Annotated in this window: 15 protein-coding genes; 4 read left to right on the top strand and 11 right to left on the bottom strand. The window is 62.1% G+C overall.

Going from position 1 to position 24,363, the window contains the following annotated elements; genetic code table 11:
- The first annotated feature begins 57 nt into the window (after positions 1-57).
- The gene (locus R3F00_RS03575; protein WP_371280341.1) at positions 58-2,400 is read left to right on the top strand and encodes a tetratricopeptide repeat protein; all 2,343 of its coding nucleotides are present in this window, start codon (positions 58-60) and stop codon (positions 2,398-2,400) included.
- A gap of 824 nt (positions 2,401-3,224) precedes the next feature.
- Positions 3,225-5,669, top strand: coding sequence for an arylsulfatase (locus R3F00_RS03570; protein WP_371280340.1), 2,445 nt, complete (start codon positions 3,225-3,227; stop codon positions 5,667-5,669).
- A gap of 167 nt (positions 5,670-5,836) precedes the next feature.
- Here R3F00_RS03570 and R3F00_RS03565 read toward each other — a convergent pair whose 3' ends face one another.
- Positions 5,837-7,180 carry a hypothetical protein gene (locus R3F00_RS03565; protein WP_371280339.1) on the bottom strand — a complete coding sequence of 448 codons (1,344 nt, stop codon included), beginning with the start codon at positions 7,178-7,180 and terminating at the stop codon, positions 5,837-5,839.
- 108 nt (positions 7,181-7,288) lie between these two features.
- On the opposite strand from R3F00_RS03565, the gene mazG reads away from it, so the two are divergent.
- Positions 7,289-8,116 (top strand): nucleoside triphosphate pyrophosphohydrolase, encoded by an 828-nt coding sequence (gene mazG, locus R3F00_RS03560; protein ID WP_371280338.1) that lies wholly within the window; start codon positions 7,289-7,291, stop codon positions 8,114-8,116.
- On the opposite strand, the gene R3F00_RS03555 is transcribed toward mazG, so the two are convergent.
- Positions 8,113-10,533 carry an ABC transporter permease gene (locus tag R3F00_RS03555; protein ID WP_371280335.1) on the bottom strand — a complete coding sequence of 807 codons (2,421 nt, stop codon included), beginning with the start codon at positions 10,531-10,533 and terminating at the stop codon, positions 8,113-8,115. The two genes, mazG and R3F00_RS03555, sit on opposite strands and share 4 nt — an antisense overlap.
- A 438-nt stretch (positions 10,534-10,971) precedes the next feature.
- Here R3F00_RS03555 and R3F00_RS03550 point away from each other — a divergent pair, with 438 nt between their 5' ends.
- Entirely contained in the window at positions 10,972-11,796 is an 825-nt protein-coding gene (locus R3F00_RS03550; RefSeq protein WP_371280334.1) for a DUF4097 family beta strand repeat-containing protein, read from the top strand.
- 490 nt (positions 11,797-12,286) lie between these two features.
- Here R3F00_RS03550 and R3F00_RS03545 read toward each other — a convergent pair whose 3' ends face one another.
- The 9 genes from R3F00_RS03545 to bamA form a co-directional block, all read right to left on the bottom strand.
- Entirely contained in the window at positions 12,287-13,246 is a 960-nt protein-coding gene (locus R3F00_RS03545) for an acetyl-CoA carboxylase carboxyltransferase subunit alpha (RefSeq protein ID WP_371280333.1), read from the bottom strand.
- A 71-nt stretch (positions 13,247-13,317) separates the two neighbouring features.
- Positions 13,318-16,839, bottom strand: coding sequence for a DNA polymerase III subunit alpha (gene dnaE, locus R3F00_RS03540; protein WP_371280332.1), 3,522 nt, complete (start codon positions 16,837-16,839; stop codon positions 13,318-13,320).
- 92 nt (positions 16,840-16,931) lie between these two features.
- Positions 16,932-17,606, bottom strand: a complete 675-nt coding sequence (locus tag R3F00_RS03535; RefSeq protein WP_371280540.1) for a ribonuclease HII — start codon at positions 17,604-17,606, stop codon at positions 16,932-16,934.
- Entirely contained in the window at positions 17,603-18,853 is a 1,251-nt protein-coding gene (gene lpxB, locus R3F00_RS03530; protein ID WP_371280331.1) for a lipid-A-disaccharide synthase, read from the bottom strand. The genes R3F00_RS03535 and lpxB overlap by 4 nt, the downstream gene beginning before the upstream one ends.
- Positions 18,854-19,009: 156 nt before the next feature.
- Positions 19,010-19,780, bottom strand: coding sequence for an acyl-ACP--UDP-N-acetylglucosamine O-acyltransferase (lpxA, locus tag R3F00_RS03525; protein ID WP_371280330.1), 771 nt, complete (start codon positions 19,778-19,780; stop codon positions 19,010-19,012).
- Entirely contained in the window at positions 19,777-20,250 is a 474-nt protein-coding gene (fabZ, locus tag R3F00_RS03520; protein WP_371280329.1) for a 3-hydroxyacyl-ACP dehydratase FabZ, read from the bottom strand. Before fabZ ends, lpxA begins: the two co-directional genes overlap by 4 nt.
- A complete protein-coding gene (lpxD, locus tag R3F00_RS03515; protein WP_371280328.1) occupies positions 20,243-21,286 on the bottom strand; it encodes a UDP-3-O-(3-hydroxymyristoyl)glucosamine N-acyltransferase in 1,044 nt (347 codons plus the stop codon). Before lpxD ends, fabZ begins: the two co-directional genes overlap by 8 nt.
- Positions 21,283-21,789: an OmpH family outer membrane protein gene (locus tag R3F00_RS03510; protein ID WP_371280327.1), complete on the bottom strand. Its 507-nt coding sequence runs from the start codon at positions 21,787-21,789 to the stop codon at positions 21,283-21,285. Before R3F00_RS03510 ends, lpxD begins: the two co-directional genes overlap by 4 nt.
- A gap of 177 nt (positions 21,790-21,966) precedes the next feature.
- A complete protein-coding gene (bamA, locus tag R3F00_RS03505; RefSeq protein ID WP_371280326.1) occupies positions 21,967-24,315 on the bottom strand; it encodes an outer membrane protein assembly factor BamA in 2,349 nt (782 codons plus the stop codon).
- Positions 24,316-24,363 lie beyond the last annotated feature (48 nt).

The following is a 24,363-nucleotide window of genomic DNA, read 5'->3' as shown; positions in this document are numbered from 1 at the left end:
ACTGCACTGTTCACTATCCAGCCCCTCTGACCGACAGCCAGCAATCGCAGCCGTGACATGAAGAAATCCGAGCCTCAAGCAGCGAACAAGCGATTGCCGACAATCGGGTTGCTGGCTGTGCTGATCATCGTTGCTGCTGCAGTCGGGTGGTTGTTTCTGGAGGAACAGAAAGCAGTTGACCGTCGCCCTGAAGCCATCGAACGGATAACGCCGGACTCGCCGCCCGATCAGCCGAAACCGGCCTTTGTCGGTAACCAGGCATGCGCGGGTTGCCATGCGTCCGAGCACGAGGCCTGGACGGGATCGCAGCACGCGAAGGCCATGCAGGTTGCAGATTCAGACAGCGTGCTTGGCGATTTCTCCGGTGCAAGTTTCGAAAAGGATGGTGTCCGGTCGACATTCTTCCAGCGCGATGGCCACTACTTCGTCCGCACCGATGGCCCTGATGGAAAACTCGCGGAGTATCCGGTCAAGTACACGTTCGGGCTGGAGCCGTTGCAGCAATACCTGATCGAGTTGCCCGGAGGCCGCATCCAGGCTCTCGGCATTGCCTGGGACACGCGCAGCGGGGCAGAAGGTGGCCAGAAATGGTTCCATTTGTACCCGGACCAGGTGCTGAAGCCGGGCGATCCGCTGCACTGGACTGGCGTCGATCAGAACTGGAACTACCAGTGCGCCGACTGCCACAGCACCAACTTGCGCAAGAACTACGATGCCGATACGCGCTCATTCGCGACAGACTGGAGCGAGATCAATGTCTCCTGCGAGGCGTGCCACGGACCGGGGTCGCGTCACATCGAATGGGCGGAAAAGGGCGAGGGCGAACAGGAGGCAGGCCCATCCATGGGTCTGACGGTCGACCTGGACGAACGCCACGGTGCAAGCTGGATATTGAACGCCGAGACCGGCAATGCGGTTCGCTCGAAGCCACGCAAGCACGACAGGGAGATTCAAGTGTGCGCGCGCTGCCATGCACGCCGGGGTCAGAACTCCGATGACTTCGTGGCCGGCCAGGATTTCCACGAGGCCTTCCGTCCCGCCCTGATCGAACCCGGGCTGTACTACGACGACGGCCAGCAGCGCGACGAGGTCTTCATCCACGGTTCGTTTCTTCAGAGCAAAATGTACTCGCGCGGGGTGACCTGCTCGGATTGTCATGAACCGCATTCCGGCGAATTGCGAGCTGTCGGCAATGCCGTATGCTCCACCTGCCACTTGCCTGGCAAGTTTGATACGCCAGCGCACAGTCACCATGCGGTCGGCAGCGAGGGCGCGCGATGCGCGGCCTGCCACATGCCCGACACCGTATACATGGTCAATGACGCGCGCGCCGACCACAGCTTCAGGATTCCTCGCCCCGATCGCACGATCAGCATGGGCACGCCAAACGCCTGCAATGCCTGCCACTCGGACAAGTCGCCGGAGTGGGCGCAGGCGGCGCTTGCCGACTGGTATCCCGATGCGAAGCCCGGGTTCCAGAGCTTTGCCGAGGCGTTTGCGTCGGCCGGGCGTGGCGAGCCGGGCTCGCGATCCAGGCTTGCCAACATCGCAGGCGATCCCGCGCAACCCGCCATCATCCGGGCCAGCGCCTTCCGCCGCATGGCGAATGCGCCTACGCCGCTGTCTCTGGGCGCTGCAGCCAAGGGCCTGTCCGATCCCGATGCCGATGTTCGCATGGCTGCAGTCGGCGTGCTGGCCGAAGCCGATGCGCCAACACGCCTGGGCACGTTGCCGCGCATGCTTCGCGATTCATCGAAGATCGTTCGCATGGACGCGGCAAGGGCGCTGGTCGGTGAAGCCGAAGCACAATTGTCGCCCTCTGATCGAGCTGCCTTCGATTCCGCCTTGAAGGAATATATTGCTGCGCAGCAATTCGAAGCCGACCGCGCCCATGCGCAAAGCAACCTTGGCACCCTGTATCTGGCCCAGGGCAAATTCCAGCAGGCCGAAACGGCATTGCGCACGGCTTTTGACATTGATCCGACATTTTCGACTGCGAGCATAAACCTTGCCGATCTCTACCGGGCGCAAGGCAACGACGCGCGCGCCGAGCAGACGCTGCGCGATGCACTGACGGCGAACGCCGAAGATGCAGCCGTCAATTTTTCCCTGGGCCTCACCCTGATTCGCCAGAAGCGCGCCGAGGAAGCCTTGAAGTACTTCGCCGAGGCCGTGCGCCAGGCTCCCGAAGATGCCTACTTCGCCTATGTCAATGCGATTGCATTGAACGATGGTGGCGTACCGGGGAAGGCCATCGAAGCGTTGGAAAAAGCGCTGCTGAGCAATCCGAATGATCCCGGCCTGCTGAGCCTGATGGCGACCTACCAGTTGCGGTCCGGTCACGAGAAGAAGGCCGCCGAATACTCGAAGCGTCTTGATGCATTGCGTGAATCCGAGTAAGGGCAGTGCCCAGAGCAGGTCGGTGTTCCGCAGTTTCAATTCAATCGGATGTCTTGTCGGGATGCAGCACGCCGGGAGCGGCGGCAGCTAACTCGAATTCGAGCGAGAGATTTGTACTGGCCAGTTGCCGCTCAAGAGCGGTGGAGGCCGTGATTCAGAGCTTCGCCGCATCTGATTGCCAGGATCGAGGTCGGCTGCGCCGTCGGTGATCAGCCGCACTCCGGCCGGGGGGCTGTCGCAATTGGGGAACCCAACCTTGAATGCAGTCGGGGAGGGGGGCACTGGAAACCGGATTTCCGAGTGAGACGGCGTTGATTGTCTCTGCAGTCGATAACGACGCTTTCCTGGCATGGCGGAGTGGCCTGCCCGGGGCTTGATCAGGCTCGTGGAAGTCGACGCAGAGTGGCGACCGGACCACGGATCCCCAAGGCGACGAGGGTCGAAAGCGAGTTGCTGGGGGGTTCTTGATCTGCGTCAACGGACCAGTGGAGATTGGGTAGTAGTTTTCAAGCTGGAGTTAGCCAATATCACGGTTCGATGCGCTATCCTGATGCTGCCGATGGTTCGGCTTCCAGTGCAATGGGGGGCGATTCCGTGTACTCGGAATACAGCAGGTGTGCGCGAAGATCCTTTGCTGTCGAGCAATGCTTGCGAGCTGGCTGAAACGGACTCTGAAGACGACTGGCAGATTGATCGGTTTCGAATTGACCAACGGGTGTTGGTTGGATGCATTTGTCGCGAACGGGAGAATTTGCATGAAACGATGTTTAGTTAGGGTATTCGTATCATTGTTGTGCAGCTTGAGTCTGCTATCGCTTGGCGCGATGGCAGAAGACAGGGTCCAGGGTACGCCCGGATCGCCCAGTGCCACTCGTGTCATCGACGGCAAGCAGCTGCCTGCACCGGACATGAAGTTCGGCGGCGTGATCAAGGACGATGCGCTGAATTCGAAGATCTGGTGGCCACCGCGAATCACGCCGCCCGAAAAGGCGCCCAATGTGCTCCTGATCATCACCGATGACTCGGGCTTCGGCGTGCCGAGCACTTTTGGCGGCGTGATTCCGACCACCACGATGGACCGGCTCGCTCAGAGCGGCCTGCGTTACAACAATATCCATTCGACCGCCTTGTGTTCGCCGACACGTGCGGCGCTGATCACCGGGCGCAATCACCATTCCGCCGGTTTCGGCGTCATTTCCGAGCAGTCGACCGGATTCCCTGGCTACAACAGCATCATCGCCGAGGACAAGGCCACGATCGGTCGCATCCTGCTCGACAATGGCTACGCCACATCCTGGTTCGGCAAGGACCACAACGTGCCCGCCTTCGCCGCCAGCCAGGTCGGCCCATTCGACCAGTGGCCGATCGGCATGGGCTTCGAGTATTTCTATGGCTTCGTCGGTGGCGACGCCAATCAGTGGCAGCCCAACCTGTTCCGCAACACGACCCAGATCTACCCGTTCGAAGGCAAGCCGGGCTGGAACCTCGTCACCGGCATGGCAGACGACGCCATCGAACATCTGAACATGATCAACCAGACCCAGCCCGACAAGCCGTTCTTCGTCAAGTACGCACCGGGTGCCACGCATGCACCGCATCACCCGACCAAGGAATGGGTTCAGAAGATCCAAGACATGCATCTGTTCGATGACGGCTACGAAAAGCTGCGCGAACGCATCTTCGCGAACCAGAAGCGGCTCGGCGTGATTCCGCAGGATACCCAGCTGGAGCCCTGGCCGAAGGACGTGCTCAAGCCCTGGGACGAATTGACTCCGGAAGCACAGAAGCTCTTCATTCGCCAGGTCGAAGTGTTCGCCGCCTATGCGGCCTACAGTGACCATGAAATCGGTCGCGTGATCCAGACCATCGAGGACATGGGCAAGCTCGACGATACCCTGATCATCTATATCAACGGCGACAACGGCACCAGCGCCGAAGGTGGTCCGCTCGGCACGCCGAACGAGGTGGCGTTCTTCAATGGCCTCAACATGCTGCCGGTGGAAACGCAGATGAAGTGGTATGACGTCTGGGGTACCGAACAGACCTACAACCACATGTCGGCGGGCTGGTCATGGGCCTTTGATACGCCGTTCACCTGGTTCAAGCAGAACGCGTCCAAGCTCGGCGGCATCCGCCAGAACATGGTGGTCTCCTGGCCGAACCGGATCAAGGACAAGGGCGGCCTGCGCGAACAGTTCATGCACGTCATCGATGTCGTGCCGACTATCCTCGAAGCTGCCGGCATCCCCGCACCGGAAACCGTGGATGGCATCAAGCAGGCGCCGATCGAAGGCACGAGTTTTGTCTATACCTTCGATGCGCAAAATGCCAAGGTCGCTTCACGTCACGAAGTCCAGTACTTCGAAATGATGGGTCAGTGGGCGCTCTACGACAAGGGCTGGCTGCTCAGCACCAAGGTCAATCGTGCGCCGTGGGAAGCCTTTGGTCCCGCGAATCCGGATCCCCTCAATAACCAGGTGCTCGAGCTGTACAACCTGAACGAGGATTTCAGCCAGTCGAACAACATTGCTGACGCGAATCCGGAGAAGGTCAAGGAACTGAAAAAGGTCTTCATCGAGGAAGCGAAGAAGTATCAGGTGTTCCCGATGGATGCCTCGGTGGCCGCGCGCATCGTGGCGCCGCGCCCGAACATCACGGCCGGACGTACGGAGTTCAGCTACACGCATCCCATGGTCGGGCTGCCACAGGGCGATTCGCCGGCTCTGCTCAACAGCTCGTACACCATAACCGCCGACATCACCGTACCTCAGGGCGGCGCCGAAGGCATGATTCTCACTTCGGGCGGACGTTTCGCCGGCTATGGTTTTTACCTGCTCAAGGGCAAGCCGGTATTCCTCTGGAACATGGTTGACCTTGAACGGATCAAGTGGGAAGGGCAGGACGCGCTGACACCGGGTCAGCACACGGTCACGTTCGATTTCAAGTACGACGGACTCGGTGCGGGCACATTGGCCTACAACAACATGAGCGGACTCGGCCGCCCCGGTACGGGCACACTCAGCGTCGACGGCAAGGTCGTTGCGACCAGGAAGATGGAAAAGACGCTGCCGATGATCCTGCAGTGGGATGAAAGCTTCGATATCGGTTCGGACACGCTGACCGGCGTCAATGATGCCGACTACACGCCACCATTCCCGTTGACAGCCAAGCTGAACAAGTTGACGCTCAAGGTGGATCGACCGCAGCTTTCGCCAGCGGACGTCAAGAAGCTCGAGACGGCGATGCGGAACAACAAGTCCAGCGAATAGTTCGCCGGAATGCAACGGGCCAGCCTGCACGCGTGCAGGCTGGCCCTTTTTTTTGTTGCTCGGGTGAGGCGAGAACCTCGGAGCCAGGTCTTCCTGATCGCGTCACCTGGCTTCCTGGCCTTGCAGCGCGAATCGCATTCGACAATCCGGCAACACCACGACGACGCTCAGCTGCCACCCGAAGCGACAACGTGTTCGCGGATGCTCCAGCCATGCTCCTTCAATCCCTTGCGCGCATCCGGTGACAATTGCCCGGTCAGCCACAGCACATGCTCGCCCTTGCTCGCGGTGTGACGATCGGCGAATGCCTGCACCTGTTCTGACCAGGGAACGTAGTCGAGCGCGGCAGGCGCGAACACGCCGCCATTGGCGGTGCGGAAAACTGCCATTTGAGCAGGCGTCTCGATGGCAGCCAAAGCGTGTCCATCCATGCTGTAGTCATGCGCCATGCGCAGCTGCTCGATGAAGAAGCGTGCTTCGGTTTCCGATTCCGACGTGGCGGCCAGCGCAACGAACGTGTCGTGCCCGGAGCCAACCTTGAGTGCCTTGAGCCGTTCGACCAGGGCCAGCGCCAGGGTAGGCGTATACCAGGTGTTGCCCAGCAATGCCCTGGTATTGGCATCGCTGACGCCCAGGGCATGCAGGGCGGCCTCATTGCGCGCGCGGATGTCCTCGGGCGGCAGGCTCCAGGCCAGGTCGCTGACCGTCCTGGTGACCGAAATGGCCGTACTCAGGCCGCCGGTGCCGACCGCCACGATCACGTCCAGCGAGACACCGCCAGCGAATGCCGCATTGGCCAGCGTGCCGAGGCGTTTGGCGGCGATCGCATTGCGCGTGTAGGGATCGATGCCGACCTTCCTGGCGATACCGCGGCGCGCCTTGTTGATCCCCAGCGCTTCCTTGGTGGCATCCGTGGCGCTGCTGCCATCGCTGCCGGTGGCCACGTTCCTGACGCTGTTGCCGATCGACTTGAAGAAGCGGCCCACGCCTGCGGGTGCGGCCTTCAGCGTATCGACCGGATCGGTGACGACCTTGCCCAACGACTCGACCGTATTGGTGGCCGAAGTGCCAATCGCCTTGGCAAAGGTGCTGCTCGTCGAAATATCCTCCAGCGCCTTGACCGCAGGCACTTCATGGACGCGCACCCTCAGCAGATCGGAGCCGTCGGCCGCGATGCTCTCTCCATAAACCTCGATCGTGAACTGCCCGTTCAGTCCGACAATCGGGACTTTCGAATCGATGCTGTAGCCCGTTCCGGCCTGCTTCGGAACGTTGGCGAAATCGGAGTAGTCCAGCGTCGTTGCCTGTTCTGCGGCAGCGAGCAGGGGTGCGGCCGGGACCAGCGCGAACATGGCCAGCATGCAAAGATTGCGGTGAAGGATCATGGCGATACTCTCCCTGAGATCAGGAATGCGGGGAAAGCCCGAATAATAGGCTGTCTTGCAGGGATTCGCCTGCTCCAGTTTGCCGCGCAGCAGCCAGCCGAGCCACGGCAGGCAAGAACGATCCATGCGGGTTGCCTTGCCAGAAGCGATCAGGCTCGGCAGCATGGCCTGCGACCGGGTATTCAGGTTTTGCCGTGTCCCGTCGCCAAATGACCTGCACCCGAGGAACACCCGATGCGAACGATAGACGACTTGCTGGCGATCATGGCGCGCCTGCGCGACCCGAAAGACGGGTGTCCCTGGGACATCAAGCAGAGTTTCGAAACCATCGTGCCCTACACGATCGAGGAGGCCTATGAAGTCGCCGATGCCGTCGATCGCCGCGACTACGACGATCTACGCGATGAACTGGGCGACTTGCTGCTGCAGGTAGTATTCCATGCGCGCATGGCCGAAGAGGCCGGGCACTTCCGCTTTGACGATGTGGTGGCATCGATTTGCGACAAGATGGTCGCCCGGCATCCGCACGTGTTTGCCGGGGCCGAGGCAGACACTGCCGAAGAGGTGCTGGTGAATTGGGAGGCGATCAAGCAGCGTGAGCGCGAAGCCGGTGGTGACATGGATCGCAGTGCGCTTGCCGGCATCGCGCGCGGCCTGCCCGAATGGCAACGGGCGATCAAGCTGCAGAAGCGCGCTGCGACGGTCGGTTTCGACTGGCCCGATGTCAACCCGGTTTTAGACAAGCTGCACGAAGAGCTCGAGGAGGTTCGCGAAGAGTTCAGCGCAGGCGCCGACCCGGCCCGATTGACGGATGAGATCGGCGACGTGCTGTTTGTGTGCGCCAACCTCGCGCGCCACGCCCGGGTCGACGTGTCGACAGCGCTGCGGCATGCCAACGCGAAGTTCGAGCGTCGTTTCCGTCGCATGGAATCGCTTTCTGCCGAGTCGGGCATGCGATTGCAAGACCATTCGCTGGTCCAACAGGAGAGCCTTTGGGCCCGCGCAAAGGCCGAGGAAAAACCCGTTGCCGCCGATATCGTTGCCAGCGGTGGCAGCAGCTAGTCCGAGCGCAATGCCTGCATCGGATCCATGCGCAACGCCCGCCAGGCCGGCCATGCGCTGGCCAGGCCTGCGCTTGCGATGAATGCCAGGATCACCAGCGTGATTGCCACGCCGTCGCGTGCAGCGATGCCGTAGGCAAAATGTTCAACCAGCGGTGCAGCCAGCAAGTAGGCGATCAATCCGGCCAGCATGCCGATAGCGGTTGCGCGCAAGGAGCGTCCGAGGACACTGCGCAGGACATCGATCGGTCGTGCACCCAGGGCGACCCGCACGCCTATTTCGCCTTGCCGGCGCTGTACCTCGACTGCGATCAGTCCGACCTGGCCCGAGAGTGCCAGTGCGCCGGCGAGCAAGGCGAGCAGACTGCCCAGCCCGAATGCGAAGCGCTGCGGTGCGAGCAGGTCGGCCAGACGCTGCGCAACGCTGCCTTCATCGTAGGGAACCGCGCCTGGTTCCACGGCCCGGATCGCCTCGCGCATCGGCTGCAGCAGCAATGCCGGATCGGTCGATGTCCTGACGTTCAGCGTCATCGATGACATGGGCGTTTGCGCCAGCGGGGCGTGCATGGCCGGTTCGGCGGGCCGGGTCAGGCCATCGCTGCGGACATTGCCGACCACGCCAATGACTTCACGCCAGGTGCGCCAGAAACGGATGCGTTTTCCGACCGGATTCGCGCCGGGGAAAAACCGGCTTGCAGTGGCTTCGTTGATCAGGATCACCGGCGTCGAATCCGCCCGATCGGTCGCTTCGATATCGCGACCGGCCAACAACGGGATGCCCAGTGTCTGCAAGGTACCCGGACTGATTGCGCTGAGCTGGATTTCTTCATGGGTCTGTTCAGGCACCTCACGCCCTTCAACTTCGATGCTGGTTGTCCACGCGGGTGCCAGCGCAGCATGCTGGGTGATGCTGACGGATTCCGCGCCAGGGATGGCTCTGGCTCGCTCGAGCAGGGCGTCGATCACCTGCGTCACCGCGGGCCAGGATGGATACTCGGTCAGCGGCGGCATCGGATAGCGTGAGGCGGGCAGTGCCAGGGAGACGCTGGCAACGCCTTCAGCGCGCAATCCGGGATCGATCCTGGAGATGTTCAGATAGCTGCGCAGGAGCACGCCGACGCCGAGCAGAAGGGTCAGGGCGACCGCGATCTGGGCACCCACCAGAAAGTTGCGAACCCGCTCTCCACCAACGGCGGCAGACCCGCGTGAACCGCCCAGGGCCCGGGCCGGGTCCACACGCGAATACAGCCATGCCGGAACAGTCCCGGCCAGCACGGCGGCCAGCAGCGCGGCCAGCACGGTGAACGCGATGGCATGGCGATCCAGCCGCCACTGCTCGGGACTCAGCGCGGGAATCGGACTCAGCCCGGCCACGAGTTGCAGTGCCGCATAGGCCAGGGCTATCCCGAGCAGGGCGCCAGGCAGGGCCAGAATCAGACTCTCCGCGCCCAACTGGGCCATCAGGCGCAGGCGGCCTGCACCGAGACTGCAGCGCAAGCCCAATTCCGCCTCCCTGGCCCCGGTCCGGGCGAGCAGCAGGATCGCCGCGTTGCAGCAGGTCAGGAGCAGCAGCACGGCCACAGCGGCGGCGAGCAGGCTCATCGGTCGATTCAGGTCGCGGAGCAGAAAGGCGTGCATGCCGACAACGCGCGCATTGCGACCCACGTTTTCTTCGGGGTGTTCCTGCTCCAGTGCCGTCGCGATCGCGCTCATTTCCTCGTCGGCCTGCTCGATCGTTGCACCGGCAGCCAGTCTCGCCACCACGCTCAGGCTGTGGACGCCGCGCTCTTCGAGGAAGTTGAGCTGGGTCGGTACGACTGGCCGCCAGATATCGCCGCGCATCGCCCAGGGCCCGCCGGAAGGCATGACCCCAACGATGCGAACCGGCTTGCCGTCAATTTCGAGGGAGCGACCGACTATTGCGGGATCCTTGCCGAAGGAGCCATTCCAAAGCGCCTCGCTGAGCAGTGCGACCGGCGCGGCGCCGGGAACATCGTCTTCGGCGACCAGGTTCCTGCCCAGCAGCGGTTCCAGCCCAAGCACCTCGGCCAGGTTGTGGGATGCGTTGAGGGCGAGAATGCGGCGCGGAGCGCCACCGGGAGTGCTGATGCTGGCATTGCCACGGGCGTAGGCTGCGAATCGGGCCAGGGAACGCGCCCGTTGTCGCCAGTCGGCGAGGTCAGGAAACGATGCGCCGCCGGTCAATTCGCCATTGGCCAGATCGGTCTCCCAGACGTAGACAAGCTGCTCGGGATTTGCGTACGGCAGGCCTTGCAGGAGGACCGGGCGTATTACGCTGAACATGGCTGTCGCGCTACCGATGCCAAGTGCGAGCACGCCGATCAGAAGTGCATTCGCGCCAGGGCGCCGCCAGACCGATCGGGCACTTGCAATCAGATCGTTGAAGAATGAGTTCATTGTGGGGGTCCGTGAGCAGCGGATTCTCGCGTTGGATACCCCGGTATCGGGGCGCTGTTGCCATGGCATGCGGCAGGAATCGTGCCAGAGGCGAGGGTGGCGTCGAGCGGAGGGCCAAGGCAGTGTTCGAACAAGCCGTCATTCCAGCGAAGGCCGGAATCCAGTTCCTGTTTTCTGCTGGTAGATCAAGGGCAGAACTGGATTCCGGCCTTCGCTGGAATGACGAGAAGAGATTTGTTCCGAGTTGCCTCAACCGGATGTCCGTGTTCGCGACGCCGACCGAGGTGTCCGCATTCGCGCATCGGATGCCCCAATCCGGACATCGTGCCGCATGGCCCTGGACTGGCCTGCGCCGGAAGCACGACCCGGCGAACTGAACGTCTAAACCATTTCGCCACTCGAGGTATCCAAGTAGCAATCATTCCTCCGGAGACACCCATGCGTTTGCCACTGATTGCATCCTTCCTGCTGTTTTCGGCCCAAGCCTCGGCAACCCTGTGCACGCATGAGGCCGATCGTTCCTTTGATGTCGATCGCGCGGGCCTGATGAGTCTGGTCGCAAAGAACGGGTCCAGCGATGTGCGCGTGCGCGGCGTAGCCGACATCGGACGGATCGAAGTGCGTGGGCGTGCCTGCGCATCCAGCCCCGAGGATCTCGACCGGCTTCGCGTCGAACAGCGCAGGGATGGCGACAGGCTCGTGCTGGAAATCGGCCGCGATACGGGGATGACCTATTCGTTGTTCGGCTCCCACTATGCCTACCTCGATATCGAGATTCGCGTGCCGCTCGATCTGGCCATCGAGATCGACAACGGATCCGGTGATATCGATGTACGCGATGTGGCAAGACTGCGCTACGACGGCGGCTCCGGCGATCTGGACATCGACAACGTGAGCGGCGGCCTCGATATCGAGGTGGGTTCGGGCGACATTACCGGCGCCAACGTCGGGCCGGTCAATCTGAGATCGGTCTCGTCAGGTGACGTGGACCTGCGCAGGATTGGTGGAGACGTCACGGTCGGCCGGGTGGGTTCCGGTGATCTGGATCTGCGTGACGTCAGCGGCAGCGTCGAAGTCGATCGCATCGGTTCCGGCGATGTCAACATCGACGACGTGCAGGGCAGCGTCACGGTCGGAAGGATCGGCTCTGGCGACCTGCGCGCTATCAGCGTGCGTGGCGACCTGACCGTCCGCTCGTCCGGAAGCGGCGACGTGTCTCACCGAAATATCGGAGGCAGGGTCGACGTGCCCGATTCCGACTGAGCGAGCTTGCTCGGGATTCCCTGCTCGAACGAGTCCGAGGCAGGTGTCGGCAAATATGCCGACGACGTAGCGGCGACGAGAGGCCAGTGATCGAATTGCTCAAGCTTTTTCGACCATCTCCGCGCCTGGCCCCTGGACCTGCGCGATGCATGCAGAAGGACGGGAACTCGCCAGCGCGGCAAGTCGAGCACGTTAAGGCAACGCTGATCAAGTGGCACAACCGTCATGGCATTCAGAAGGTCTGCCAGCAGTGCTGCGAGGTGCAGTGAAGGCTGGTTGCCTTGGCAAGACTTGCGGTGCTGCTGGCGGGCCTTCTGAAAGCCACCAGTAGCAATACAAAACAATCGGTTGGGCAACACCTGTCTGCGCGTAGCTCATTGTTGCGCTGCCTTGAAGGACGGCCAGTCCATCTGCGCCAGCGCGCCGCGATCTGCACGCAGACAGGTATCGTGACGGCTGCGCCACTTGATCAGCGTTGCCTTTACCGTCCCTAGCCATCCTTGTAGGCGCCGAGTCGACGCATGCGCAGATAGCGCTGATCGAGCAGGGCAGCCGTATCAAGCGTTTCAAGCTCGGCAAGCTGGCCGAGCAGGACGGCTTTGAGGCGGACAGCCATCGAACGCGGGTTTCGGTGTGCACCGCCCAGCGGTTCGCGCACGACCTTGTCGATCAGCCCGAGCTCGAGCAGCCTGTGCGCCGTGATGCCGAGTTCTGCGGCGGCGTCCTTGGCCTTCTCTGCAGTCTTCCAGAGAATCGAGGCACAGCCTTCGGGGGAAATGACCGAGTAGGTCGAGTACTGCAGCATGAGCGTGCGGTCGCCCACGCCGATGGCCAATGCGCCGCCGGAGCCGCCCTCGCCAATCACGGTACAAACAATCGGAACCTTCAGTTCGGCCATCTCGATCAGGTTGCGCGCGATCGCTTCGGATTGGCCTCGTTCTTCGGCACCGACGCCCGGATACGCGCCGGGGGTGTCGATGAAGGTCAGAACGGGCAGCTTGAAGCGCTCGGCCAGTTTCATCAGGCGCAGTGCCTTGCGATAGCCTTCCGGGCGTGGCATGCCAAAATTGCGGCGGATCTTGGTCTTGGTGTCGCGCCCCTTCTGGTGGCCGATGAGGATGACACTGCGGCCGTCGATACGACCGATTCCACCGACGATGGCGGCGTCATCCGCATAGGCGCGGTCACCGGCGAGTTCGTGGAACTCTTCACACATGACCTTGATGTAGTCCAGTGTGTAGGGACGCGCGGGATGCCGGGCCAGTTGGGCGATTTGCCACGGGCTCAGGTTGCGGAAGATTTCCGCCGTGCGGGTCTTCAGCTTGTCCTGCAGCTTGCCGATTTCGTCCTCGATATTGAATGCCTGACCATGGCTGGCGTGACGCAGCTCCTGGATCTTGGCTTCGAGTTCGCCTATCGGCGCTTCAAATTCGAGGAAGTTAGGGTTCATTCGGCGCTGTTTGAATCACAAGAGCGAGAGTATAGCGGTTCGCGTGGCGGCGTGAGCCAGTCGCAAGTCTTTCAGCCTGTCGGCTGCCCGTAAAGGAATTCCGCCTCGATGACGCCGTCCAGCCCGGCGACTGCCCGAGCCAGAGCCGGGCTGGCGCGGACGCGCCATTCCGGTCCGAGTTCGATCTCGCCACGCCCACTTTCATTGCTGAAGGCGATTCGCACGGGGGTGCTGCCACCGCGGCTGGTTTCGAGAGCCGCATAGAGGCGCGTGGCAAAGTCGTCACCGATCCCGTTCACGCGCAATCGCAGCAGGCGGGCCTGCCGTTCGCAGGCCGATTCGATCGTGCTGATCCGCTGCGTGCGCAGCTGATAGTTGCCCGAAAAATCATCGATCGACAGGGTTCCCTCGAAAACGAGAATGGCATCGCGGCTCAGCAGGGGGCCGAATTCGGACCAGGCTTCGCGATAGAGCACGGCTTCGAAACGACCGGAATAGTCCTCCACCTGGACAAAGGCGCGCGATTCACCCTGCTTGCGCATGCCCAGTACCGATCCAGCCAGGGTAAACGACTGGCCTCCGCCGAATCGGCTGCGCCCTTCCTGCGGCTTGTGATGCTTGTCGAGTTCGCCGATCGGGCAGGTCACCACTCTGGCGAGCAATTCCCGCCAGGCATCGGTCGGGTGGCCGGAAAGATAGTGTCCCAGCGTATCGCGCTCGCCGGCCAGACGCCTTTCCGCAGGCCAGTCTTCGACTTCGGCCAACTCGATCGACACGGCCGCCGGACTGGCCGCGCCAAACATGTCGTTCTGTCCGGCCTGCAGGTTGCGGGCTTGCTGTTCGGCAGCGCGCATGGCCTCGGGCAACTGCGTCATCAGGCTGGCGCGATTGCCAGCCAGCGCATCCATCGAACCTGACAGGATCAGCGCTTCGAGCGTGCGCTTGTTGATTTTCTGCGAGTCCACGCGCAGGCAGAAATCGCCGAGATCCCTGAACGCTCCGCCGCTGGCGCGAGCGTTCACCACATTCTCGATGGCACCTTCGCCAACGCCCTTGAGCGCGCCGAGGCCGTAGCGAATGGTTTTCGACGCGTGGCCTGCAGCATCCGCATCGAGCGCGTGGAACTTGTAGCCGGATGCGTTGATGTCGGGAGGCAATACCTCAAGTCCGATCGCACGCGCCTCGCCGAGCAGATTGACGACCTTGTCCGTATTGTCCATGTCGGCCGAGAGCACGGCAGCCATGAACTCGGCCGGGTAGTGCGTCTTCAGCCACGCTGTCTGATAGGACACCAGCGCGTAGGCGGCCGCGTGCGACTTGTTGAATCCGTAGCCGGCGAACTTTTCCATGGTGTCGAACACCGCATCGGCCATGCGTTCGTCGACACCGTTCTTCGCTGCGCCATCGCGGAAAATCGCGCGGTGCCGGGCCATTTCCTCGACTTTCTTCTTGCCCATCGCGCGACGCAGCAGGTCGGCGCCGCCGAGCGAGTATCCGCCCACGATCTGGGCCATCTGCATGACCTGCTCCTGGTAGACCATGATGCCGTAGGTCTCGCGCAGCACCGGTTCGACACGCTGGTCGGGATACTCGATCGTCTCGGTACCATGCTTGCGCTTGCAGTAGCTGGGAATGAGGTCCATCGGGCCAGGGCGATAGAGCGCGCCGAGCGCGATCAGATCCTCGAACCGGTCAGGCCTGGCGTCCTTGAGCATGCCTTGCATGCCGCGTGACTCGAACTGGAAGACCGCAATCGTCTGGGCGCGCTTGAACAGGGTGTACACGGCCGCATCGTCAAGCGGCAACTGGCTGATATCGAGCGCCGCTTCGCCCGTTTTCGCGCGTCTTGCATTGATCGCCTTGACCGCCCAGTCGATGATGGTCAGCGTGCGCAGGCCGAGGAAGTCGAATTTGACCAGGCCTACCTTTTCAACATCGTCCTTGTCGTATTGGGTGACAGCGCCACCGCCGCCGGCCTCGCTGTAGACCGGCACGTAGTCGGTCAGTGGCCCCGGCGCGATGACGACACCGCCGGCATGCTTGCCGGCATTGCGGGTCAGGTCTTCGAGCTTGAGGGCGAGATCAACCAGGTCGCGTACTTCATCGTCGTTCTCGTACTCGCTGCAGAAATCGCTGACGACCCGGTCGGGTTCCCTTTTTGATTTTTCGCTGCGGCCCAGCGCATCCTCCAGGCTCAGATCGAGCGGGCGCATCGGAATCAGTTTGGCGATTCGATCGACCTGGCCGTAGGGCATGCCAAGGACACGTCCGCTGTCGCGCAAGACGGCCTTGGCTGCCATGGTGCCAAACGTGATGATCTGGCTGACATGATCGCGGCCGTACTTCTCCGCCACGTAGTCGATCACGCGATCGCGCTTGTCCATGCAGAAATCGATATCGAAATCGGGCATGGAAACGCGTTCGGGGTTGAGGAAGCGCTCGAACAGCAGGCCGTAGCGCAGCGGATCGATATCGGTGATGCCGAGTGCCCAGGCGACGACCGAACCGGCACCCGAGCCGCGTCCGGGTCCGACCGGGATGTCGTGGTTCTTGGCCCAGTTGATGAAGTCGGCAACGATCAGGAAGTAGCCGGGGAATCCCATTTCTACGATCACGTCGACTTCGGTTTCCAGGCGTCGCTGGTAGTCGTCTGTCGTGAAACCTGCTGCGGGCGACTGTTTTTCCAGGCGCATGGCCAGGCCTTCGCGGGACTGGCTGCGGATCCACGAATCCAGGGTGTGCCCGTCGGGAATCGGAAAATCGGGCAGATAGTAGGTGCCGAAACTCAGTTCGAGATTGCAGCGCTTGGCCAGTTCGACGGTGTTCTCGATCGCCTGCGGCAGGTCGGCGAACAAGTCGATCATCTGCTGCGGGGATTTCAGATACTGCTCGGCCGAATACAAACGCGGCCGCTTCGGATCCGCCAGCACGCGGCCATCGTGAATGCAGACACGTGCCTCGTGGGCCTCGAAGTCATCCTGCCTCAGAAAGCGCACGTCGTTGCTGGCCACGACCGGGATAGCCAGTTCGACGGCAAGCTTGACCGCTGCGGCTACGTGGACATCTTCGTCAGCGCGCTGCGTCCTGACCAGTTCAAGATAAAGTCGGTCGGGGAAGTGTCGCTGCCACTCGCGCACGCACTCCCGGGCAGCTTCTTCGCGACCGTTCACGAGCAGTTTGCCCGGTTCACTCTCGCGACCGGCAAGAACGATGAGTCCCCGGTTGGCTTCGATCAGCCAACTGCTCTCGATCAGGGCAAGATCGCCATGCCGACCTTGCGACCAGGCACGCGAGACCAGACGCGAGAGATTTCGGTAGCCCTCCAGATCCTGGCAAAGCAGGGTCACTCGATGCGGCTTGGCACGATCCGCAGGATCCTCGATCCAGACGTCGCAGCCGGCTATGGGCTTGATGCCCGCTTTCTCGGCGGCAGCGTAGAACTTGACCAGGGCGAACAGGTTGACCTGATCGGTCAGCGCGACCGCTGGCATGCCGGACGCCGCACAGCCCGCGACCAGCGAGTCGATGCGAATCGTCGAGTCGACCAGCGAATACTCGCTGTGGACGTGCAGGTGGACAAAATCCGCGGGCATGGCGGCAACAAACGTGAGGAGACGACAGAGTAGCGGCGACGTGCTGGTCGGACAAGCTTGCGCCGCAGAGCGCGTTGTGGGTTGACGGCTAACTAGCCGCCACAGCGTTCGCTGTCGGGTTTGTTCCGGGCCTGAAGCGCGTTGCGCACCGGCGCGAAGCTGCGCCGGTGCTGAACGCAGGGTCCCAGCAGGACAAGCGCATCCCGGTGGGCGGCGGTCGGATAGCCCTTGTGCCGGGCAAAGCCATAGCCGGGATGGACATGATCCATCTCGACCATGATGCGGTCGCGTTCGGTCTTGGCAAGGATCGATGCCGCACTGATCGCGGGTTCGGTCGCATCGCCACCGATGATCGTCCTGGCCGGGCACGGCAGGTTCCCGGGAAGGCGGTTGCCGTCGATCAAGGCCAGGCCTGGCACAAACGGTAGTGCGCAAAGCGCACGCGACATGCCAGCCATGGTCGCGGCGAGAATATTGAGCCTGTCGATTTCATCGGCCTCGACCACGCACAGCGACCACGCCATGGCCGAATGGCGGATTTCCAGCGCAAGCTGCTCCCGCTGATGCGCGCCCAGAACCTTGGAGTCGGCGAGTCCGCTGATGGGCCGTTCCGGATCGAGCACCACGGCGGCAACCACGACGGGACCGGCCAGAGGCCCGCGGCCTGCCTCGTCCACACCGGCGATGCGGTCGACAGGCCCTGGCGGAATGGCGAACAGATCGTCGCCCGCAGCCAGGGAATCCGGTGACTTGCGCCGGGCCATCAGTCGATGACGGCTGCCGCAGCGTCGCGGCTGGCGTCGCCGCGCAACTCGCGATGCAGGCGCGTGTACTCGGCCAGCACGTCCGGCGCAATGGATCGGGTGCGCAGGCTGTTGCGCAGGGCATCGGCCAGTGCTGCGGGAGTGCATTGATCCTGCATCAACTCCGGCACCAGATCGGTACCGGCAAGGTGATTCGGCAGGGAATAGCGATCGACCTTCAGGATGCCGAGACCCTTGACGATGCGATGGGTCAGCGCGGCCAGACGGTAGGCGACGACCATGGGCTTCTTGGCCAGCATGGCTTCCAGTGCAGCCGTCCCCGAGGCCAGCAGCACGGCGTCGGCGGCAATCATCGCAGCATGCGAGTGGCCGTTGAGGACGATTATCGAGGGCAGGGATGGGTGATTCGGGATGGGGGATCCGGGATGAAGCTCGACTACGTCCGGACTTGCCGTTCGCGCTGCGAATCCCGACTCTCCAATCCCGAATCCCGCGCGCGCCAGTTCATTGGCGAATGCATCCCGACAGGCATCATTCGCCATCGGCGCCACGACGTGCAAGTCGGGTATTTCCTTCGCCAGCAATGCGGCTGCCGCGATGAAATCCGCACCCAGACGCCTGATTTCACCGAGGCGGCTGCCGGGCAACATCGCCAGTACCGGGACGTTGGCCGGCAGGCCCAGGCTGGCGCGCGCCGCGTCCTGGTCCGGTTCGAGATCGAACGAATCCGCGAGCGGATGGCCAACAAAGCGGGCGTCGACACCGTGTCGCGCATAAACGGAGGGTTCCATCGGAAAAAGGCACAAGACGCGATCGGCGCTCCGTCCGATCCTCGATGCCCGATTCTCGCGCCAGGCCCAGATTGAAGGGCTGACGTAGTGGATGGTGCGAATGCCCGCCTGCTTGAGCTTGCGCTCCAGTCCCAGATTGAAATCGGGAGCATCAATGCCGATGAAGGCATCGGGGTGCAGCGCCAGCGTGCGCCTGCGCACTGCGCGCCGGATCCTGAGCAGGCCGGGAAGATGGCGCAAGACCTCGGCAAGTCCCATCACGGCAAGGCGCTCTGCCGGAAACCAGGCGTCCAGCCCGGCGGCAATCATGCGCGGTCCACCAATACCTGCGAAACGCGCATCGGGAAATCGCATGCGCAGCGATTGAATCAGCCCGGCACCAAGCAAGTCGCCCGATGATTCGCCGGCGACAAGGACAAAGGACCGGGAATCGGGAATGGGGATTGGGGAATCGGTCATGGGTTCGTGCGATTCCGGGAGATTACGGCAACGTTATGGGGCGGAGCCCATGCGCAGCCTGCAAGATGCTTACTCGACATCGGGTATTCGGTTTTCGCTCGGTCAGCCGCGGGAAGCCAATACTATTCCCGATTCTCCATTCCCTATTCCCTTCGTTCAACGCACCAACGAGCGTTGCGAGCGCTCGATGAATTCGAGCATGAGCTTCACATCGGGCGCTGTTTCGGCGGCACGAGCCAGTTCGGAGCGGGCTTCGGCAAGCGGCAGCCCCGAATTGTAGAGTGTGCGATAGGCGCGCTTGATGGCCATGATGCGGTCCGGGGAATAGCCGCGGCGGCGCAATCCCTCGGAGTTGATGCCCTTCGGCTCGGCAAAGCTGCCGGCAACCGTGACATACGGCGGAACGTCGCGATTGATGATCGCGCCCATGGCGGTAAAGGCATGCGCACCGACCTGGCAGAACTGATGGACCAGGGTGAATCCCCCGAGGATGACCCAGTCATCCACGGTCACGTGCCCGGCGAGGGAAGAGGCATTGGAGAAAATGGTGTTGTTGCCAACCGTGCTGTCATGCGCGATATGCACATAGGCCATCAGCCAGTTGTCATTGCCGATCCGGGTCAGCCCGCCGCCGTCACCCGTCCCCCGGTTGAACGAGACAAACTCGCGGATCACGTTGCGGTCACCGATCTCCAGGCGGGACTCCTCACCGTGGAACTTCTTGTCCTGCGGGGCGGATCCGAGCGAGGCAAATTGCCAGATGCGATTGTCCTTTCCGATCCGGGTCTGGCTTTCGATGACAACATGCGAACCTATCGTTGTGCCGTCACCGATCTCGACGTCAGGACCCACGATGCTGAAGGCACCGATGCTGACGTTTTCGCCAATGCGTGCGCTCGGGTCGACCAGGGCTGTCGGATGGATCATCCTTCCCTCCGTTCGGCGCACAGCAGTTCGGCTTCCGCAACAACCTCGCCGTCCACCTTGGCCTGCCCCCAGAACAGTCCCATGCGGCGCAGAGTCCGTTTCTGCTCGACTTCGAGCATGAGCTGGTCGCCCGGCACCACGATCCGGCTGAATCGCGCCTTGTCGATCTTGACCAGATAGAAGAGTGCCGGCTGGTTCGGGTCCTGACTGGCCGATAGCTGCACCAGGGCGCCGGAGGCCTGGGCGAGGGCTTCGATGACAAGTACGCCAGGCATGACAGGATGGCCTGGGAAATGCCCCTGGAAGAACGGTTCGTTGAACGTCACGTTCTTGAGCGCGGTCAGGCGCTTGCCGGCTTCGTATTCGACGACGCGGTCGATCAGCAGAAACGGGAATCGATGAGGCAGGAGCTGGGTGATGCGCCGGACGTCGATCGGCCCTTGCTCTGTCGACGATTTCGGTTCAGTCATTGCGGTGTCCCTTCTTATTGTCTGCGACGTTTCGTGCCAGTTCGTCGAGATGCTTGAAGCGCGCTGCGTTGCGTCTCCAGAGTCGGCTCTCCTGAATCGGCGTACCCGACGAGTACTCGCCGGCCTCACGAATGGAATGGGTGACCAGGCTCATCGCGGTGATGGTGACGCGATCGGCTATCGTCAAATGGCCAATTATGCCAGCCCCGCCGCCGATCAGGCAGTTTCGGCCAATTCGCGTGCTGCCTGCGATCGCAGCGCAACCGGCGATCGCCGTATGCGCCCCGATCATCACGTTGTGGGCCACCTGAATCTGGTTGTCCAGGCGCACGTCCTCTTCCAGCACGGTGTCTTCAAGCGCGCCGCGGTCGATCGTGGTGTTGGCGCCAATTTCGCAATCATCGCCGATCCGCACACCGCCCAGCTGAGGTACCTTGATCCAGTGGTCGGAGTCGAAGGCGAGGCCAAACCCATCCGCGCCGAGCACGGCGCCCGAGTGAACCAGGACCCGTTTGCCCAGGCATACACGGGTGACCAGGGTCGCTCGTGGGTAGAGGCGCGACTGGGCTCCCACGCGGCAATCCGGGCCGATATGGCAGTGCGCGCCCAACTCCGCGCCGTCCTCGACGATGGCCCGCTCCTCGATGACGCAAAACGGCCCGATCGACGCCGAATCGGCAATCCGGGCAGTCGCTGCGATGATCGCGCTCGGATGAACACCGGGGCTCGGCGCCGAACCGCGGTCGAACAGCGCAGCAATCCTGGCGAAGGCGACATAGGGGTCCGCGGCCACCAGCCAGGTGGGCGCACTGCCGCTGCCTGTTGCTGTTTCACCCTTGCGCACGACGACGGCGCCGGCGGTCGATGTGGCCAGCTGGGAGCGATAGCGGGCGTTGGCCAGGAAACTGATCTGATCGGGCTGCGCGGCGGCCAGGGTGCCGACGCCGCTGATGACCAGGGAGGGATCTCCCCGAACTTCCAGTCCGAAGCGATTGGCGATTTCCGCTACCGTGAACCGGGTCGGCGCCGTGCTCATGGCGAGCCTGCCTTGTTGGCGTGCTTGCGCTTCAGCCGCTCAAGCACCTGGTCGGTGACATCTATTTGCGGGCTGGCATAGATGACCGGACTGGGCACGATCAGATCAATACCCTGTTCACGCGCAAACTCGATGACGGCGTTGTTGATTTCACGCCAGCTGCGGTCGAGCTCCTGGTCGCTGCGCGTCTTCAATTCGCTGCGCAGATTGTCGCGGTTGCGCCTGATCGAACGGTCGAGCGCATCGATTTCCCGCCTCAGCGCCTCGGCTTCGGTGCGATCCATGCTGGCGCTGTCGCGCTCGTAGCGGGAGCGCATGGCGACCAGCTTCATCTCGTCGGCGTTCAGGGCTGTGTCACGCGGCGCGAATTCGCGTTCGAGTTTCTGGCGCCCTGCAACAACCTGCGGGGCATTGTCGAGCAACCGCTTCATGTCGACGTAGCCAATGCGCATGGCCGAAGTCTGGGCCGCGACCGGATGGGAGAGGCCGAGGGCGAGCGCCATCAGCAGAACCCGAGAAAGCGAACGCGCCGAATGGACTGACCACCCGCACAGCCCGGACGACGAGCTTCCAGCGCGCCGTGACGACTGTGTCGAATGGTTCAGCGGTTCGCCAGTCAAACCCGTTCTCCCGATTCACGATACGACAGAGTGCCGCCAGTTCTGACCTCTGGCCCTGGTCTAGTACTGGCCGAAGCTGAACTGGATCGTTTCGGTTTCGTCTCCTGGCTTCTTGTTCAGCGGCGTCGAGATACTGATGGTGATCGGGCCGATGGGCGCGCGCCACTGGAACGACAAGCCGGTTGATGCGCGCAATTCATTGACATCGAAGGCGTCAAAATCCTGGAACACGTTGCCCACGTCCACGAACCAGGACAGGCGCGTGGTGTTGTCGCTTTCCTTGACGAATGGCGTCGGGAAGATGAGTTCAGCCGTTGCTACGGTTTTCAGCGCACCACCGGTGGGCTGCAGGAACCCCGCTGCAAAGTCCTTCGGTCCCAGCGTATTGTCGCGGAATCCGCGAACGCCCGAGCTGCCGCCGGCGAAGAAGTTCTCGAAGAATGGCAGGCCGCGTGCGCCATATTCCGTGACCACGGCAGGGTCCTGGCTGTTGTCGATGGAAGTCCGGTAGTTGCCGCTGTAGCTGCCGCCGTAGCCGAGCGATGCACTGCCGAAGAAGGTCAGTTTCTGCGTGATCGGAATGTACTGCGAATAGAGATAGCGGAACTTGAAGTACTCGACGGTCGAACCCGGCAACGAGAATTCGGCCGAGACCGTCTGCAGCGAGCCGCGGGTCGGGTTGTAGTACTTGTTGCGCGTGTCATGCGCCCAGGAAAACTCGAGTCCCCAGGTGTGGAACGTGCGATGGTCCAGCGCAGTCAGGTAATCGATGAATGCCTGCGGCGTCGATGAGAAGGTCGTGATCTCGGTCTGGCTGACACCGATTCGCGCAAGCAGCGAATCGCTTTCGGTCAGTGGCAGGCCAATATTGGTGCTGAAATTGTCGGAGTTGGTCAGGTAGTTGGCGATATTGGCCTGTCCTGAATCCAGCTCGCGGTGACTGATGTCGTAACCGAGGCCGATTCCATCGTCGGTCAGGTAGGGCTCGAAGTAGGACAGCACATACGTTTTCAGGTACGAGCTTTGCTGCCAGGTGAGACCGACGCGGTCGCCAGTGCCGAAGAAGTTGTTCTGCTGCACGGCGATACTGGTGATCAGGCCCTGAACCTGGGAATAGCCCACGCCGAAGGTGAAGTTGCCCGATGGCTGTTCTGCGACTTCGACCAGCAGGTCGACCTGATCTTCCTGGCCGGGCACGCGCGGCGTTTCGATATTGACCGAGCTGAAATAGCCCAATCGCTGCAGACGGATCTTGGAACGGTCGATGGCAGCCTGTGAATACCAGGCGCCTTCGAGCTGACGCATCTCACGGCGAAGGACCTGGTCCTCGGTATGCAGATTGCCCTTGAAGGTGATGCGGCGTACATACACGCGCTTGCCGGGGATGACCTGGAAATTGAGGCCGACTTCGCGATTCTCGCGATCGATCTCGGGAATCGGATTGACCTCGGCAAAGGCATAGCCAATGTTCGACAACACCGAGGTGATCGCGTCGGCAGACTGCTCGACCTTCTTGCGCGAGAAGATCTCCCCTGACTGGATGCTGAGCTGCTTGCGCAGGTCTTCATCGGTCAGGATCAGGTCGCCGGTCAGCTTGATGTCGGTGACCGTATAGACATCGCCTTCCTTGATGTTGGCGACGACATACATCTTGCGCTTGTCGGGACTCATCGAAACCTGGGTGGAATCGACGGTGAAGTCCACGTAGCCGCGATCGAGGTAGAACGACGAAAGGCGCTCAAGATCGCCGGACATCTTTTCGCGCGAGTACTGGTCGTCCTTGGAGTACCACGACGTCCAGTTGGTCGTATCCGACTGGAAATCCTCGGTGATCTTCTTTTCCTTGAAGGATTCGTTGCCGACGATGTTCAGGTGCTTGATCTTGGCCGGCTTGCCTTCGGTGATATTGATGGCGATCTCGACGCGATTGCGATCAAGATTGACCACCGAGGTGTTTACCGTAACGTTGTACTTGCCGCGGTTGTAGTACTGACGAGTCAATTCCTGCTGTACGGAATCGAGCTTGAGGCGATCGAATGTCTCACCCTCTGACAGCCCGATGCCCTTGAGGCCGTTGCGCAGGTCCTCGTCCTTCAGATCCTTGTTTCCGCGCAGCGAAACCTTCGATATCGACGGGCGCTCCACAATCGTGACGACCAGGATATTGCCCTGGCGGGTCAGGCTGACGTCGTTGAAGAAGCCGGTTCCGTACAGTGCGCGAATGGCCTGTTCTGCCCGGTCCGGGGTCAGGGTGTCACCCTTCTCGACCGGCAGATAGGTAAACACGGTGCCAGGCGCGATGCGCGAGAGACCGTCGATGCGAATGTCCGACACGGTAAACGTGTCGAAGGCGAGGGCATCCTGGGTGCTGAGCCAGGCAAGCAAGAGCAGGGCGGCGATACGCTTCATCGTCACTTCCATTGAGGCAGGGTCGGCTTGCGGTGAGGGCGCACCGCT

Origin of the sequence: Dokdonella sp. (assembly GCF_041395345.1) — a bacterium.
In the GTDB taxonomy this organism is placed as follows: domain Bacteria; phylum Pseudomonadota; class Gammaproteobacteria; order Xanthomonadales; family Rhodanobacteraceae; genus Dokdonella.
The sequence above is the reverse complement of the archived record's forward strand: the minus strand, read 5'-3'. Positions and strand labels throughout refer to the sequence as shown.